Source organism: Hymenobacter agri (assembly GCF_054778495.1).
Genome location: NZ_BAAGZM010000037.1, coordinates 1 through 15,676 on the forward strand (window position 1 = coordinate 1; position 15,676 = coordinate 15,676).

Below are 15,676 nucleotides of genomic sequence, written 5' to 3' on the forward strand. Positions count from 1 at the left end.
CCCGCGCGGCCACGCCTGGCGCGCCGACGTGCCCGCCACGCTCTATTATGTAGAAGCGCAGGATGGCGGCGACCCCAAAGTGAAGGCCGACATCCGCGACAAAGTGTTCACGCAGGCCGCGCCCTTCGCTGCCGCGCCGCAGGAACTGGCGGCCCTGCCCATGCGCTTCGGCGGCATCAACTGGGGCAACGAGAAGCTGGCCCTGGCCGAAGGCTACCGTTGGGCCGACCGCCACCAGACCACCTGGCAGCTGAACCCCAGCGCCCCCGCCCAGCCGCTGAGCGTGCTGTTCGACGGCTCGTCGCAGGATACTTACAAAGACCCCGGCACGCCCTACGAGCACCGCAACGCCCAGGGCAAATATGTGCTGCTCACCGGCGGCCCCAGCGGCCAGAGCATCTACCTGCTGGGCCAGGGCGCCTCGCCCGAAGGCGACCGCCCCTTCGTGGACGAAACCGACCTCAGCACCCACAAAACCACCCGCTGGTGGCGCTCCGAAGCGCCGGCCTACGAAACCCCCGTCGCCATCCTCGATGCCAGCGGCAAGCACCGCGAGTTGCTGACGCGCCGCGAGTCGCTGACCGAAGCGCCCAACTACTACCTGCGCGACGCCGGCAAAAAGGCCAAGCCCGTGGCCGTCACGCACTTTGCCAACCCCTACGCGGCCTTCGGCGGCAGCTTTAAGAAGCAGGTGCTGCACTACAAGCGCGCCGATGGCGTCGACCTCACGGCCGACCTCTACCTGCCCGTCAACTACAAGAAGACCGACGGGCCGCTGCCCACGCTGATGGAGGCCTACCCGGTTGAGTTCAAGGACAAGAACAACGCCGGGCAGGTGAGCGGCTCGCCCTACACCTTCACCCGCCTGAGCTGGGCATCGCCCGTGTTCTGGGTAACGCAGGGCTACGCCGTGCTGGCCAACGCCAGCATTCCGATTGTGGGCGAGGGCAGCAAGGAGCCCAACGATACCTACACCGAGCAGCTGGTGAGCAGCGCCAAAGCCGCCATCGACGAAGGCGCCCGCCTGGGTGTGGTCGACCCTGCCCGCGTGGGCGTGATGGGCCACAGCTACGGCGCGTTCATGACGGCCAATTTGCTTTCGCACTCCAACCTGTTCAAGGCCGGCATTGCGCGCAGTGGGGCCTACAACCGCACGCTCACGCCCTTCGGCTTCCAGGGTGAAGAGCGCACCTTCTGGCAAGCGCCGGAGGTGTATAACGCCATGTCGCCCTTCAACTACGCCGACAAAATCAAGACGCCCATCCTGCTCATCCACGGCGAGGCCGACAATAACTCGGGCACCTTCCCCATTCAGAGTGAGCGCTACTTCGCGGCCCTCAAGGGCCAGGGCGCTACGGCCCGCTACGTGGTGCTGCCCGCCGAGGCCCACAGCTACGCCGCCCGCGAAAACCTGCTCCACATGCTCTGGGAGATGGATTCGTGGCTGAATAAATACGTGAAGAACCCAGCGCCCGCCCCGGCCAACTAGGTCCCCGATTGAGTATTGAGCACGTCATGCTGAGCGCAGCCGAAGCAGCTCTACCGCGAAGAGTAAATAATTGCTTATGCGGTAGAGCTGCTTCGGCTGCGCTCAGCATGACGTGCTGTTTTACCATTACGCTACCCATGCCCGCACCCATCGATAAAATAGCCTGGCTGCACCTGCGCGACGGCCAGATTCTCAGTACCCGCAGCCATGGCAAAGACCGGTACTACCTGCCCGGCGGCAAGCGCGAGCCCGGCGAAACCGACCAGCAAACCCTGCTGCGCGAAATCGAAGAAGAGCTGACCGTGGCCCTCGACCCGGCCAGCCTCGAATACGCCGGCACCTTCGAAGCGCCCGCGCACGGCCACCCGGCCGGCGTGCTCGTGCGCATGACGTGCTACTACGCCTCCCGCTACACCGGCACGCTGCAGCCCGCCGCCGAAATCGCGGAAGTCGTGTGGCTGAGCTACCGCCACCGGCCCCAGGTATCGGCCGTCGACCAGCTGATTTTTGACTGGCTGCGCGGGCAGGACCTGCTGGCCGGGTAGCCAGCAACTTATTCGAGTAGCAGCAGTAAGAACACCAACTGTCCAGTCGGTCCTTTTCCGGTTAAGACGAGTCCTCTCTTTCGGATGATAAGCAACAACCCCGCCTTGCTGCTGGCCAGCCTGGGCCTGTTGGCCGCCTGCAGTGGCCCTAGCCAACAAGAAAAGCAGGAAGCCGCCGCTAATACACCGGCCCAGACCGTGGCCACGCCCACCGCCGACTCGGTGCACCTGCCCGCGCCCTACGCCACCAAGTCCGTCAGCAACCGCGTCAGCATCAGGCCCTGGCCGGCAGGCAAAACGCCCACCGCGCCCGCCGGCTTCACCGTCACGGAGTATGCCGGCAGCTTCGACAGCCCGCGCTGGCTGTACGTGCTGCCCAACGGCGATGTGCTGGTAGCCGAAGCCAGCACCATTCCGATGAGCATGACCAAAAAAATAGCCGCCGAGCTGAAGCTGGACAAGTCCCGCTCGCTGCGCGACCACAGTGCCGACCGCATTACGCTGCTGCGCGACACCAATCACGACGGCCGCCCCGACTTACGCACCACCTTTCTTACCAAAGGCCTCAGCCAGCCCTTTGGCATGCTGCTCATTGGCAATACATTCTACGTGGCCAATACCGACGGCGTGCTGCGCTACCCTTACCAGCCCGGAGCTACTACAATCGTGGGCGACGGCCAGCGCATCCTCGACCTGCCCAAGGGTGGCTACAACAACCATTGGACCCGCAACCTGCTGGCCAACGCCGACGGCTCCAAAATCTACGTCACTGTTGGCTCGGGCTCGAACGCGCAGGAAAACGGGGCGGAAGACGAGGTGCGCCGCGCCGACATTCTCGAAATTAACCCCGACGGTACCGGCGAGCGCATCTACGCCAGCGGCTTGCGCAATCCCATCGGCCTGCAGTGGCAGCCCGGCACCAGCAAGCTCTGGACGGTGGTAAACGAGCGCGACGAACTGGGCGACGAGCTGGTGCCCGACTACTTCACCAGTGTGCGCGAAGGCGGCTTCTACGGCTGGCCCTACGCGTACTTCGGCCCGAACGAAGACCCTCGCCGCAAAAACGAGCGGCCCGACCTCGTCAAAAAAGCCGTGGTGCCCGACGTGCCGCTCGGCGCCCACGTGGCCGCGCTGGGCCTGGCGTTCTATGATAAAAAGGCCTTTCCGGCCAGGTACCACAACGGTGCCTTCATCGGCGAGCATGGTTCCTGGAACCGCACGCAATACTCTGGCTATAAGGTTGTATTCGTGCCATTCGCTAACGGTCGCCCCGGCCAACCCGAAGATTTTCTCACCGGCTTTCTGGCCGGCGGCAACTCCAAAGAGGCCTACGGCCGCCCCGTGGGCGTGGCTACGCTCCCCGATGGCTCGCTGCTTGTTGCCGACGATGCGGCCGACAAGCTTTGGCGAGTAAGCGTTTCTACCCCATCAGCCCGCTGAGGGCGGTAGCGCCTGCCGCGCCGGCAGGCGCTACCGCCCTTGGCCCACTTAGCGCATAACCTCGAACCAGCCTTTGTAGGTAGTGCCGTCGGCCAGCTGGCAGTAATAGTAGTACACGCCGACGGCGGCTGTGCTGCCGAAGTCATTGTGATAATCGGCCGATTCGTACACCTTGCGGCCCCAGCGGTTGAACACTGTGAGGCTCGTGCCTGGGTGGCGGGCAATGTTCTCCACCTCAAACACGTCGTTTTGGCCGTCGGCATTGGGGGTAATGACGTTGTAGAAATACAGGCAGCTGTCGTCTGGTTTTATAGCAAGGTCAGTGCCGCACAAGGGACCGGCGGGCGCGACTACGGATAGCTGCGCGGAACTGCCGGCGGCAATATCGACCACCACAGCATTTGTGCCCTGCCCGCTCACAATGGTGCCGCCCGTGAGGGTCCAGGTGTACGCAAGCGGCGGGCCGGCTACTGTGTATTGCAGTCCGGTGCTGGTGGTGCGGCAGTATGCCGTGGGCCCCGAAATTGCCAGGCCCGGAACGATGTCCACGGTTTTGCTGGTGGCCGTTGTGCGGCAGCTACCCTGAAGCACCCCCGTTACCGTCAGCCGACCCGCGTCGGAGCCATCCCAGCGCACCTGCACGGTGGCGCCGGTAGTAGCACCTATCAGCTGGCCCCCCTGCACTGTCCATTGGTAGCTGCTATACGCACTGCCTGTGGCCGTGTAGGTCGCCAGGGTGCCCGTACACACGTTGGCATTGCCGCTGATGCCGCTGGGGCCCGACGGACTAACCACCATAATGCGAAATAAAACCGTAGTGGACTTTCTATCACAGCCGTCCGCGTCTTCCACCGTCACCAGCACGTCGTAGGGTATGGCCCGGGCCATGCCACAGGTTGTGAGCAGATGGAATGTGCCCGTTACCGTGGGGGTGCCATTGGTTACTACAGTGCCCAGCGGCATCGCGCTGCTGCCGTTGCCCGGGTCGCCATTCAAGCTGGCCACAATACCCCCGGGTCCATCAAGCAGAATACTGCGCACGGTCATCACCTCGGCCTGGCCTTCGGGGTCGGTGGCGGTAAAGTTGAAATCCAGGCTTTGCCCCTCCTGTACCTGGAAATCGCGGGTGGCTAGCGAGGCCGCCGTGAATACCGGTGCCTGGTTGGTGGAAACGTTATTCTGACATATCCGCACGACTATCTGAATATCGCGCCGCATGGTGCTCAGCAGTACTTCGCGGCCATTAATGACGCGGTATTCCTTCACGTCGAGCGCCAACTCGAACGCGCCTTGGCGGCGGCATCGGTACGTGAGCGTGCCTGTTTGCTCGTCCAGGGCCACGGTGCCATCGGCCCCGAAAGGCTGGGCCAGGCTGTAGCCCGTGGCGTACATGGTAGTCTGAGCATTATTAACCGGTGCTGCCAGGGAGTAGCTCAGGCGGTCACCGTCGGCGTCGTAGGCAGTGTTGTTCATCACGCTGGCTTCGTTCAGGCAGGCCTGCGTCACGGCATGGGCCGCAAACATGGGCGACGAGTTGACCACGCTACTAGGGGGGATGTCGGTGGCGATAAAGACATCCGTATCCAACGGCGACACCAGGTTCACAACTTCGCCATTCCGGGCCCTTAGGTTGAACGAAGCCTGGTATCCCTCGGGAACCGCCGGCAGGGTAACCGCGGTACTATAAATAGCTATCAAGCTGTTGTATGCTACGGTTGTGCAATAATTGCCAGGCGCTGACAGCCAGCTTGAGGAGGACCTCTGCACATTGCGTCGCCACAATACCGCATTCCCAGGCGCCTTAGAGGCAACCGTAATCACCACATCAAAATCCCCGTTATAAGACGTGGCCCGGTTGAAGTATATCCGGGCCGACAGCTGATAAGTAGTATTGCCGGCATTGGTTTGCAGCCAGCGATACGTCAGCTCTCCACCCATTACATGGTTGGCCCGGGCGGGCATCAGCCCCTGGCAAAGCCCCAATAGCAGCACCAACAGGCTGCGACGTAGTAAACGGATAAGCATAAGCGTGTGGAAAGGAAGGTAATAGCCAGGCAAACTGACTGGCCACTGAGGTCGCGTCACGAAGAGCGCATTGCCGGTACGGTGGCGGAAGCTACACATCGAGCGTCTTGGGCTCGCGTGCAATGTTGCCCCAGGCTTTGCAGGTAGTACCGTCGGCAAGGCGCCGCAGATGGTCGTGCGGGCTTTGGTAGAGAGATTCTGATAATCAGCGGAACGAATACCTGCCGATTACGATAGTCGAAAATCGTCAGGGGCGCTTTGGGGCGCGCTCGGTGTTCTCAATGATGAACCGCGCGTTCCGGCGTTTGCCGTTGGAATGAATGCGGTTATGGGGCGCCAGGCAGGTAGGCATTCGGTGGATAAATGCGTGCATAATGACGGGAAAAGGAGGGAGAAAGCTAAGATAAGCGTCGGAAATTAATTAGCAAGCAAACAGATATAATCCGGCACGCTGTCGGGCAACTTCACTGAAGTTGGAAATCCATCAGGCAAAATATCCGGGTTTCAGTAGCGCTGAAACGCGCATTTTGCTACGGCCGTGCCGACCAATTGTCCGGTCTTATCGCACCGCCGGTACCCCGGGTTTGCCGTCGCTGCCAACTAGCTCAATAGCTTGCCAGTCCTTTTGCTGGCCGCATAAGTACCGAAAAACACGTAGCTGGCACATAAAAAAAAGGGCTGCCATAAGGCAGCCCTTTTCAAAAAACGCTTGCAAGGGGTTACTGCACCACCAGACGGCTGGTTTGCGTCATGTCGGCCGTTTTCAGCTGCACCAGGTAGATGCCGGGAGCCATGCCGTTCAGCGACACTTCCTGCGCCCGGGCACCAGCACCCTGGAACACCGGCGCCAAAGCTTTCACGCGCTGGCCCAGCAGGTTCTGTACTTCAATGGTAGCGTTGGCCGCCGTCGGCAGCTCGTAAGCCACTTGCACCGAGCCGCTGGTCGGGTTCGGGGCCAAAGCCAGTTTCAGCACGGCTGCGTCGGCCGATTTGGTGCCTGCTGCTACCGAAAAGGAGTAAACGCCGGTCTGGTCGTTGAAACGGATGAGGTAGCGGCCGGCCGTAACCGGAATGTTCGGGCCATTGTTGGTGCTGCCAGTGCCAGAAGGAAAGGTGTTGGCGCCCCAGCTAACCGTCCAGTCGTTGTTTGCCCGGAACTTCGCTTCACCTGCGGTCAAAGCCATCGTAATAGACCAGTCGTGGCCACCAGCGGCGGTGCGCGTCAGGCCCGTTTCCGTCGTCCAGGCGCCCGGAGTGGCGGTGCCGATGATGCCGATAGAGTTGTAGTTGGTGGTCTGTGCCATCGACACCGTGGCCGAGAACAGGAAAGCCAGTAGAGCACTTAGCTTAAGAGTAGAGATTTTCATTTTGGTGGGGTTTGAAAGTGAATGGTGGAAATTTTACGTCGAAAATACAAAAGCGTTACTGTATTTCAAGTGAATTAGGGGCTTCCGCAAGGTCATTTTTAAAATAATAAGTGAAAAAATATTGCGCAAAGGTTTGTCTTTAATCAGTGCAAAGGTTTGCTCTTCCGCGCCGGTAGAGTTGCACCCAGTCAAAATGCGGGAAGCAGGGCTTTCGCGATGCTCAGCACAAGAAATCAGTTCATCGGCTACCGCCACTGTTGAGGAATCTGCGGAATCTGAAATTAGGCCAGCGCATAAGCCCTTTCTTTCTGCAGTCCCGAACGGAGTATACAACCCATTGAATATTTTTGATAAAGAGAATAATTTCCAGCCAAAATTGAAGCGGCTGCTTGCTGCGCATTTACTAAAAATCCACCCGATGCTGAAACCGTAACAGCGCCCGCTTGCTAATGCCGAGTAAGCAGCCTGCTGCCTTCTGTGGGCCGAGGCCAAGCCTCACGCTCACCGCCTGAGCGCAACAGGGATTTAAATGGAATCAGGCTGTGCTATTTCTTGCGGTTAGCGAAGAAGAGACGGGTAGTTGTAGTAGTATTGATGGTACGCAGGATATTAGCGCAATCCGGGAGTGCTATAGCTGCAAGAAAAATTTGGGTTGGCCGCTGCTGTCAAACGGCATGCAATTATAAAATATGATGTATAACATAAGGTTCGTTCTTCTCATTGGCTTTTGCGTGCTCATATTTCAGCGCTCTGCCAATGGACAGCCGGTTTCAACAGCTAGGTCATACTATGTAGCGGTGGCCGGAGGAGTAAAGCTTGCAGTGGATGTGCATTTTCCTGACAGCTACAGTAATGAAAAGTTGCCTGCCCTTTGTGAATTCACCAGGTACTGGCGGGCATCCGAAAACCCGGAAACCGGAGAGCCGAATCAGTCGCTGAATAAGCGCGATAAATTTTTCCTGGCGAATAATTACATCCTGGTTAAAATTGACGTTCGGGGTACCGGCGCATCCTACGGCGTGCGGCCCGGGGAGTACACGCCTGAAGAAGTAGCAGACGCAACGTATATCGTCGACTGGATTGTTAAACAGGCTTGGTCCGATGGAGTAGTGGGTGCTTATGGGGGCTCGTATTCGGGCACTACGGCCGAATTGCTGTGCGCCACAAAGCATAAAGCCGTTAAAGCCGTAAGCCCTTGTTGGTCTGATTTCGATATTTACGAGAGTCCCATCAGGCCGTACGGAATGATTGCAACCGGTTTTATCGCGCAGTGGAGTGCTTTTGTGAAAGCATTAGATGATAATGCAACCAACAAATTAAAACGCAGCGTCAGGCGCGTCGATAATAAGCCAGATGAGGCCGTTGCCGAGCATCGCAACAACCCGGTGGTGTTGGCGAGCACGACTAAGGCCAGATACAAGGATTCCAAACTCGGAAAATACTCGTACATGCAGTGCTCACCCATCGGCTGGAAGAATGAAATCTCAGCGTCGAAAGTGCCCATGCTGGTGCTTACCAGCTGGATGGATGCCGGAACGGCAGAAGGCACCTTGCTGAGATTTAATAATTTCAGCAACCTGCAAAAAGTGGTATTAATGCCAAATAGCCACGGCGGAGTATTCAATGCCAGCCCTTTCATCGTTGCCGACAGAACGGTGGCGCCCAATCCGGCAGTGAGTGAGCAATTGCAGCTGCAGCTCGATTTTTTCGACCAGTATCTGAAAGGCAAGCCCAGAGGCGTGGAGAAATGGCCTGCAATTAAATATTATAACTTTGGCGAAGAGAGCTTTCGGGAATCGGCAGTGTGGCCGCCTACGGGGCAGCAGCGAGTGCGATTCTTTTTTCAGGGCAGCGGCAAGCTGAATACCTCGGCACCGGACAAATCGGGTGGAACGGATAAATACACGGTTAACTTTTCAACGACCACCAGCCCGACGAATAGATGGGCTACTCAAATGGGCAAGCCTATCCTGAATTTAGACCGTAGAAATAAGGCAGACTCCCTGATGCTGACCTACACGACGGAAGCCGTTGAGGAAGATGTTCAGCTTTCAGGAACGCCGAGCATCACCCTAAACCTCTCGTCTACACATAGCGAGGGCGCTGTTTTCGTCTATCTGGAGGATATCGACGAAAACGGACGGAGCCGATACCTCACCGAGGGCGGCTTACTGCTGGAGCACCGGAAACTGGCGAAAAACAAGCTGTTTGAGGGACTGCCGTATCATTCTTTTACGCAGGCCGATGCGTCGCCCATGCCCGTGAATAAGGTGCAGCCTGTCTCATTTAAGCTGTGGCCCATTTCCGTTCTTGTCAAGAAAGGCCATTCCATCCGAATTGCCATAGCGGGCGCCGACAAGGACACCTTCGACAGGGTTCCGGCCCAGGCTACTCCCACCTACACCATATACCGAGACAACGCCAACGCTTCGTTCGTTGAGCTACCGGTGATTAAGTGAGACGCAAAGCCTTGTATCTGTCGGCGTGAGAATCTGTTATGCCCCACCCGCCGCCTCGCCGCTGAGGAAACAGGTGATTCTGGGTTAGTGGCAAGCAGGCATGAGGAACTATGCGGAATCTTCGTAGTTTTGAATAGTATGAAAATCACTCTGGAAATTCCTGATAACAAAGCGGCCTTCATGATGGAGTTGCTGCAAAGCCTGCCGTTTGTGAAAGCCACGCCGGCCCGCACGAAATCCAAGCCGCAGGATGAAACGAAGTATTTGCTAAGCAATCCAGCCAATGCGAAAGCCCTGAAGGATGCCATTGAGCGATTGGAGAACGGTAAGGGCGTACAGCACGACCTTATCGACGCATGAGGCTGATTTGGGATGAGGCCGCCTGGGAGCAATATCTGTATTGGCAGGAAACCGACCGCGCCATTCTCCGCAAAATCAACTCGCTGCTCAAGGAATGCCAGCGTACACCTTTCGCGGGCACGGGCAAATCTGAAGCGCTAAAAGGCGACCTGCTCGGCTACTGGTCGCGCCGCATTAACCACAAACACCGCTTGGTGTACAAAGCTGCTGACGACGGCCTGCGCATTGCCGCCTGCCGCTTCCACTACGGCGACAAGTAGCCCCCGCCCGCTGCTCCCGCCGCTGACGAAACGAGAGCTTCTGGGGTAGCTTGCTTTTTGATTCTAAGAAATTCTCAATGGTTTTTAGCTTTGTGTTTCCCTCACTATGAAAAAGAAATTACAAATTTTTATTTCTTCTACTTTCGCAGACTTACAAGCTGAGAGACAGTCTGCAGTTGAAGCAATACTGAGAGCAGGACATATTCCTGCTGGAATGGAATTGTTTTCGGCAGGTAATGAATCACAATTAGAAATAATTAAAAGATGGATAGACGAATCAGATGTATATATGCTCGTTTTAGGCGGGCGTTACGGGTCAATTGATAAACAGTCAGGCCTGTCTTACACGGAGGTTGAGTACAGATACGCACTGGAAAAAAACAAGCCAGTTTTTGCGATAGTGGTTTCTGATAATTTGCTCCAAGCAAAAGTAAAAGAGCATGGAACAACTGTGCTTGAAAGAAAACAGATTGAGAAATACGATGCCTTTAAAGAGCTTGTTCTTTCCAAAGTATGCAGATTTTTTGATAACGACAATGAAATTAAAATTTCTGTATTTGAATCAATATTAGATATACAAAGTCGCTTTGACCTGAAAGGATGGATTAGGTATGAAGATATGCCAGATGTTTCCTCCTTATTAAATCAATTGTCTTCATTGCAGGACGAAGTCAATAAATTAAATAAGGAGTTAACGTCAAAAAACAGTAAGGTGTCTAAAAGTTTATTTGGCTCTTTTAAATATGAAGAGGTGTTGCAACTTCTTAGGGGCAAAAGCGTCACGGTTCCGAAAACTGTCAGCAAACAAGATAAAGACTATGTTATGTCGTATCTTGATGTACTTATTTCGAATTCAGGAGTTTTTAATACCGGAATAGATAACCAAGTGTCTTCGGGAGATGCAAATCATTTGCTTTATAAAGTAGCATCAGATATGATTGCATTTGGCTTAATCGAACAAAAAATCGAGAAAAGAGGTCAGAATAACGTATATGTATTGAGAACTTCTGACGATGGCAAACGATTCATTGCAGAAACCAATTTGATATTACATCAAGCAAAGCAGAAAACAGCGCAATCAAAAAAGGAGAAACAAGCACAAGCAGAGAAAGAAAAGTAATGCTTGCGATTACGAAATCAATCTTTGCTGAAAAGTTGTCTGCTTAGCAGTGAATTTAATCTGAATTTCCCGCCAAAAAGTCCGAAAACCCACTCTCGCACCCCATTTGCTAGTACCTGCGTACAACTTCCTAACCCGAAGTTCCTACCTAGAAACTAACCAAAATGGACTTTAAAAACTTCACCATCAAGGCACAGGAGGCCGTGCAGAAGGCCACCGAAATAGCCGGAGGCAACCAGCAGCAGGCCGTTGAGACGGGCCATTTGCTGAAGGGCCTCTTCCAGAGCGACGAAAGCGTCTTCTCGTTTCTGGCCAACAAGCTGGGCGCCAACCTCAACATCCTCACGCCGCGGCTCGATGCCATTGTGGCCGCCTACCCCAAGGTGAGCGGCGGCTCGCCCTATTTCGCCAACGATGCGGCCGCCGCCGTGCAGCGCGCCAACGCCGCCATGAAGGACATGGGCGACGAGTTCGTGTCCGTCGAGCACCTGCTGCTGGGCATCCTCGGCGGCCGCGATGCCGTGGCCACGCTGCTCAAAGACACCGGCTTCAATGAGAAAGACCTCAAGGCCGCCATCCAGGAGCTGCGCGGCGGGCGCAAAGTCACGAGCCAGAGTGCCGAAGACCAGTACCAGAGCCTGAACCGCTACGCCCGCAACCTTAACGAGCAGGTGCGTACCGGCAAGATGGACCCCGTGATTGGCCGCGACGAGGAAATCCGCCGCGTGCTGCAAATCCTCTCGCGCCGCACCAAAAACAACCCCGTGCTGCTCGGCGAGCCCGGCGTGGGCAAAACCGCCATCGTGGAGGGCCTGGCCCAGCGCATCGTGGCCGGCGACGTGCCCGAAAACCTGCGCGACAAAACCATCATGAGCCTCGACATGGGTCTGCTCGTGGCCGGGGCCAAGTACAAGGGCGAGTTTGAGGAGCGCCTCAAGGCCGTCATCAAGGAAGTGACCGACTCCGACGGCCAGATTGTGCTCTTCATCGACGAGATGCACACCCTCATCGGGGCTGGCGGCGGGGGCGAAGGCGCCATGGACGCTGCCAACCTGCTCAAGCCCGCCCTGGCGCGCGGCGAGCTGCACGCCATCGGGGCCACCACGCTCAAGGAATACCAGAAATACATCGAGAAGGACAAGGCCCTCGAACGCCGTTTCCAGGCCGTGATGGTGGACGAGCCGACCATTGAGGACGCCATCAGCATCATGCGCGGCATCAAGGAAAAGTACGAGCTGCACCACGGCGTGCGCATTACCGACGACGCCGTGATTGCGGCCGTGGAGCTGAGCGCCCGCTACATCACCGACCGGTTTTTGCCCGACAAGGCCATCGACCTCATGGACGAGGCCGCCGCCAAGCTCCGCATCGAGCTGAATTCCATGCCCGTGGAGCTGGATGAGATTCAGCGCCGCATCATGCAGCTCGAAATTGAGCGCGAAGCCATCCGCCGCGAAGACAACCGCGACCGCGAAGCCATCCTCAGCAAAGAGCTGGCCGAGCTGAACGACCGCCGCGACAGCCTCAAGGCCCGCTGGGAAAGCGAAAAAGGCGTCCTCACCGGCATTCAAACCCAGAAGGAAGCCATCGAGCAATTCAAGCTGGAAGCTGAGCAAGCCGAGCGCCAGGGCGATTATGCCCGGGTAGCCGAGCTGCGCTATGGCAAGATTCAGGAAGCTGAAGCCAAGCTGAAAACCCTGCAGGACGAAGCCAACGCCAATAAGGACGGCGGCACCATGCTGCAGGAAGTGGTGACCAGCGAGAGCATCGCTGAAGTGGTGGCCAAGTGGACCGGTATTCCGGTGAGCAAGATGCTGCAATCGGACCGCGAGAAGCTGCTCAACCTCGAAGCCGAGCTGGGCAAGCGCGTGGCTGGGCAGAGCGAAGCCATCGCGGCCATCTCCGACGCCGTGCGCCGCTCCCGCGCCGGCCTGCAAGACCCCAAGCGGCCCATCGGCTCGTTCATCTTCCTGGGCACTACCGGCGTGGGCAAAACCGAGCTGGCCAAGGCCTTAGCCGAGTATTTGTTCAATGACGAAAACGCCATGGTGCGCATCGACATGAGCGAGTTTCAGGAGCGCCACGCCGTGTCGCGGCTCATCGGCGCGCCTCCCGGCTACGTGGGCTACGACGAAGGCGGCCAGCTCACGGAGGCCGTGCGCCGCAAGCCCTACTCGGTGGTGCTGCTCGATGAAATCGAGAAAGCCCACCCCGACGTGTTCAACATCCTGCTGCAAGTGCTCGACGACGGCCGCCTCACCGACAACAAAGGCCGGGTGGCGAACTTCAAGAACACCATCATCATCATGACCTCGAATACCGGGGCCGACATCATCCAGAAGAACTTCAAGGACCTTAACGAGTTCAACCACGAGGAGGTCGTCGACCGCACCCGCGACGAAGTGGTGGAGCGCCTCAAGCAGCACATGCGCCCCGAGTTCCTGAACCGCATCGACGAAATCGTGATGTTCCAGCCCCTCAAGCGCAAGGAAATCCGCCGCATCGTCGACATCCAGTTCAAGCAAATCCAGCAGCGCCTGGCCGAGGCCGGCATCCAGCTCGAAGCCACGAACGAAGTGCTCGACTACCTGGGCGAGTCCGGCTTCGACCCGCAGTTCGGCGCGCGGCCTTTGAAGCGCGTGCTCCAGCGCGTGATTTTGAACGAGCTGTCGAAAGACATTCTTTCGGGCCGCGTATCGAAAGATGCCGTGGTAGAAGCCGTGCTGGAAGACGGCGCGGTGAAGTTCGAGAACGTGGAAATGCCAGCGGTGTAATTGTTAGTTGAGTTTGAATGGGAAAGCCCCGTTAGCATTATGCTGGCGGGGCTTTTTTTAGTAAAACCCCTGCGTACTTAAAATATTCTCGTTTGAGCCTGCGACGAATTGATTTCGGAAGTGTTTTGGTTTTTTCAAAGTCCTCTACAACTTTATTTTCGCTGCTCATACTAAATCGCACAATCTTTCCAAAACCAATTACGGCCGGTATTCCACCAACCACAACTCCAAAAACGCCCGCTGGTACGGTGCCAGCCGATGTGAAAACAATGCGCGTAAAAATCACGGCACCTCCAGTCAAGATATAGCCGCCGGTGCGACGTGCTTTGAACAACCGATGAATGGCTTGTACCGTGTCGGTCGCAGTATACAGGTGTGAGGAAGTTGCAGAAGGAGTTATGCTGGTTGAGGCATTGGAGGGAACTTGCCCATAAATGGGAAAGGAATATAGCAGCAAAATGCAGAGGACACGTAGCATAGGTATTGGAAAGGTATTTCGAAATGCAAGCGGTATTCTTCAAAATAAGCAATTCCGCTATGTGCTTGCTAAGCGCGCCGTAATAGAAGCGAACGGGACGAACTTAGAAACTTCTCGCTACCCCGGCCGCGGTGGCCACGGCGGCGGGGTGGGGGAATGATTGGCATTGGCTTGTGGCTACTGGCTGGTCAGCATTCCCGGCATTACCCGGGGGGGGGCATAGCAGGCAATGAATGGCCGCTTAGCGCAGGTACCGGCGCAGCTTGCGGGCAACGCGTTTGGGCAGAGTGTGTGTGTCGTGGTACTGGTTCAGCACTTTCGCTTCGTGCTTGGGGCCGTAGGCAATTAGCTGCTCAACTCCGACCACCGCCACCGGGGCAACCAGTATGCCGTAAATCAGCGCAAACCCACCGAAGCCGAAATGTAATAAGGGGCCATTGCCAACAAAATTGCCGTAGCCGCTTCCGCCGGGAGATTTTTGCTCATCGCGGCTTTCCTCTGTGGCCGAAATACCGGCCAGCGTCAGGTCGGTAACAATGGCGCCCGCAGTGAGCGCCGCGCCGAAGTGCCGGTGCCGGGCATACAGCCGGTGAATTGCCCGCGCCGTATCGGCCGCAGTTCGACTAGCCGGTGGCGTGGCCGGCAGCTCGGTAGCGGCAACGGAAGGAGCGAGGGGCGTCTGGGCAGCGGCCGGGCCAGCCAGGAAAAGCAGAAAAAGGAAGGAGCGTAGCATGAGCAGCAATAAGATGGTGATTGATAAAGCGAAGTACGTTGCCTGGCTCAGCGTTGCCAAAAGCTGGGATTTCTCTCTAAAGTCGGATTTTTAAAATGAATTAATAGGTTTAAAACAATGATTTTTAGATATTTATGACGAATTGATTTGCTGAATTCATTAGTTGAAATGTCTTAATTGTTCGTTTTTTGTATAAGAGGGAGGAACAGTAGGTTGGCCATATAGAGAGTAATACCGTCGCCGTTGTCGTGTAGATAAAGTGGGCACTGCATCTCGTGGGCACATGATTTCGACAGTTGGCAACGGTAGCAGGCCCTTACGGCCGGTAGCTTTGCCGCCATGACCGTTTTTCAGACTTACCTGCAACTGGGGTTCCTGCACATCTGCACGCCGCGCGCGGCCGACCACCTTACGTTTCTGCTGGCGCTGTGCGCGCCCTACGTGCTGGCCGACTGGCGGCGCGTGCTTGCCCTGGTCACGAGCTTCACGGTGGGGCACTCGCTCACGCTGGCGCTGGCCACGCTGGGGCTGGTGGCGTTCAAACCCGCCATTATTGAGGCACTGATTCCGGTGACGATTATGATTACGGCACTGGTGAACCTGCGCGGGGCCGGCTCGGCGACGGC

At 56.9% G+C, this 15,676-nt stretch carries 14 protein-coding genes; 9 read left to right on the top strand and 5 right to left on the bottom strand.

Going from position 1 to position 15,676, the window contains the following annotated elements; all coding sequences use genetic code 11:
• The 3 genes from ACYVDE_RS03895 to ACYVDE_RS03905 all read left to right on the top strand — a co-directional run.
• The coding region (locus ACYVDE_RS03895; RefSeq protein WP_460500152.1) for an alpha/beta hydrolase family protein at positions 1–1,489 on the top strand (1,489 nt) is incomplete at its 5' end.
• 137 nt (positions 1,490–1,626) lie between these two features.
• Positions 1,627–2,034 carry an NUDIX hydrolase gene (locus ACYVDE_RS03900; protein ID WP_460500153.1) on the top strand — a complete coding sequence of 136 codons (408 nt, stop codon included), beginning with the start codon at positions 1,627–1,629 and terminating at the stop codon, positions 2,032–2,034.
• An 84-nt stretch (positions 2,035–2,118) separates the two neighbouring features.
• Positions 2,119–3,474, top strand: coding sequence for a PQQ-dependent sugar dehydrogenase (locus ACYVDE_RS03905; protein WP_460500154.1), 1,356 nt, complete (start codon positions 2,119–2,121; stop codon positions 3,472–3,474).
• Between the two features lie 48 nt (positions 3,475–3,522).
• Here ACYVDE_RS03905 and ACYVDE_RS03910 read toward each other — a convergent pair whose 3' ends face one another.
• From ACYVDE_RS03910 to ACYVDE_RS03920, 3 genes are all read right to left on the bottom strand, one after another.
• On the bottom strand, positions 3,523–5,070 hold the full coding sequence (locus ACYVDE_RS03910) for a T9SS type B sorting domain-containing protein (protein WP_460500155.1): 1,548 nt from the start codon (positions 5,068–5,070) through the stop codon (positions 3,523–3,525).
• Between the two features lie 1,148 nt (positions 5,071–6,218).
• Complete coding sequence (locus ACYVDE_RS03915) at positions 6,219–6,866, bottom strand: T9SS type A sorting domain-containing protein (protein WP_460500156.1); 648 nt, start codon at positions 6,864–6,866, stop codon at positions 6,219–6,221.
• Between the two features lie 33 nt (positions 6,867–6,899).
• Positions 6,900–7,358: a hypothetical protein gene (locus ACYVDE_RS03920; protein WP_460500157.1), complete on the bottom strand. Its 459-nt coding sequence runs from the start codon at positions 7,356–7,358 to the stop codon at positions 6,900–6,902.
• 239 nt (positions 7,359–7,597) lie between these two features.
• Between ACYVDE_RS03920 and ACYVDE_RS03925 the strand changes: the two genes are divergently transcribed.
• From ACYVDE_RS03925 to clpB, 5 genes are all read left to right on the top strand, one after another.
• Positions 7,598–9,325 (top strand): CocE/NonD family hydrolase, encoded by a 1,728-nt coding sequence (locus ACYVDE_RS03925; protein WP_460500158.1) that lies wholly within the window; start codon positions 7,598–7,600, stop codon positions 9,323–9,325.
• A 138-nt stretch (positions 9,326–9,463) separates the two neighbouring features.
• The gene (locus ACYVDE_RS03930) at positions 9,464–9,685 is read left to right on the top strand and encodes a type II toxin-antitoxin system Phd/YefM family antitoxin (RefSeq protein WP_460500159.1); all 222 of its coding nucleotides are present in this window, start codon (positions 9,464–9,466) and stop codon (positions 9,683–9,685) included.
• On the top strand, positions 9,682–9,945 hold the full coding sequence (locus ACYVDE_RS03935) for a type II toxin-antitoxin system YoeB family toxin (protein WP_460500160.1): 264 nt from the start codon (positions 9,682–9,684) through the stop codon (positions 9,943–9,945). The genes ACYVDE_RS03930 and ACYVDE_RS03935 overlap by 4 nt, the downstream gene beginning before the upstream one ends.
• A gap of 106 nt (positions 9,946–10,051) precedes the next feature.
• The gene (locus tag ACYVDE_RS03940; RefSeq protein WP_460500161.1) at positions 10,052–11,065 is read left to right on the top strand and encodes a DUF4062 domain-containing protein; all 1,014 of its coding nucleotides are present in this window, start codon (positions 10,052–10,054) and stop codon (positions 11,063–11,065) included.
• A gap of 164 nt (positions 11,066–11,229) precedes the next feature.
• Positions 11,230–13,839, top strand: a complete 2,610-nt coding sequence (gene clpB / locus ACYVDE_RS03945) for an ATP-dependent Clp protease ATP-binding subunit (protein ID WP_460500162.1) — start codon at positions 11,230–11,232, stop codon at positions 13,837–13,839.
• Positions 13,840–13,876: 37 nt separating this feature from the next.
• On the opposite strand, the gene ACYVDE_RS03950 is transcribed toward clpB, so the two are convergent.
• Together ACYVDE_RS03950 and ACYVDE_RS03955 are read right to left on the bottom strand one after the other, a co-directional pair.
• Positions 13,877–14,296, bottom strand: coding sequence for a hypothetical protein (locus ACYVDE_RS03950; protein WP_460500163.1), 420 nt, complete (start codon positions 14,294–14,296; stop codon positions 13,877–13,879).
• A 262-nt stretch (positions 14,297–14,558) separates the two neighbouring features.
• Positions 14,559–15,050, bottom strand: a complete 492-nt coding sequence (locus ACYVDE_RS03955; RefSeq protein ID WP_460500164.1) for a hypothetical protein — start codon at positions 15,048–15,050, stop codon at positions 14,559–14,561.
• Positions 15,051–15,389: 339 nt separating this feature from the next.
• Here ACYVDE_RS03955 and ACYVDE_RS03960 point away from each other — a divergent pair.
• The coding region (locus tag ACYVDE_RS03960) for a HupE/UreJ family protein (protein WP_460500165.1) at positions 15,390–15,676 on the top strand (287 nt) is incomplete at its 3' end.

Coding starts and splice junctions, on each gene's coding strand:
- ACYVDE_RS03900 (WP_460500153.1), top strand. CDS start 1,627: ATGCCCGCACCCATCGATAAAATAGCCTGGCTGCACCTGCGCGACGGC.
- ACYVDE_RS03905 (WP_460500154.1), top strand. CDS start 2,119: ATGATAAGCAACAACCCCGCCTTGCTGCTGGCCAGCCTGGGCCTGTTG.
- ACYVDE_RS03915 (WP_460500156.1), bottom strand. CDS start 6,866: ATGAAAATCTCTACTCTTAAGCTAAGTGCTCTACTGGCTTTCCTGTTC.
- ACYVDE_RS03930 (WP_460500159.1), top strand. CDS start 9,464: ATGAAAATCACTCTGGAAATTCCTGATAACAAAGCGGCCTTCATGATG.
- ACYVDE_RS03935 (WP_460500160.1), top strand. CDS start 9,682: ATGAGGCTGATTTGGGATGAGGCCGCCTGGGAGCAATATCTGTATTGG.
- ACYVDE_RS03940 (WP_460500161.1), top strand. CDS start 10,052: ATGAAAAAGAAATTACAAATTTTTATTTCTTCTACTTTCGCAGACTTA.
- clpB (WP_460500162.1), top strand. CDS start 11,230: ATGGACTTTAAAAACTTCACCATCAAGGCACAGGAGGCCGTGCAGAAG.
- ACYVDE_RS03955 (WP_460500164.1), bottom strand. CDS start 15,050: ATGCTACGCTCCTTCCTTTTTCTGCTTTTCCTGGCTGGCCCGGCCGCT.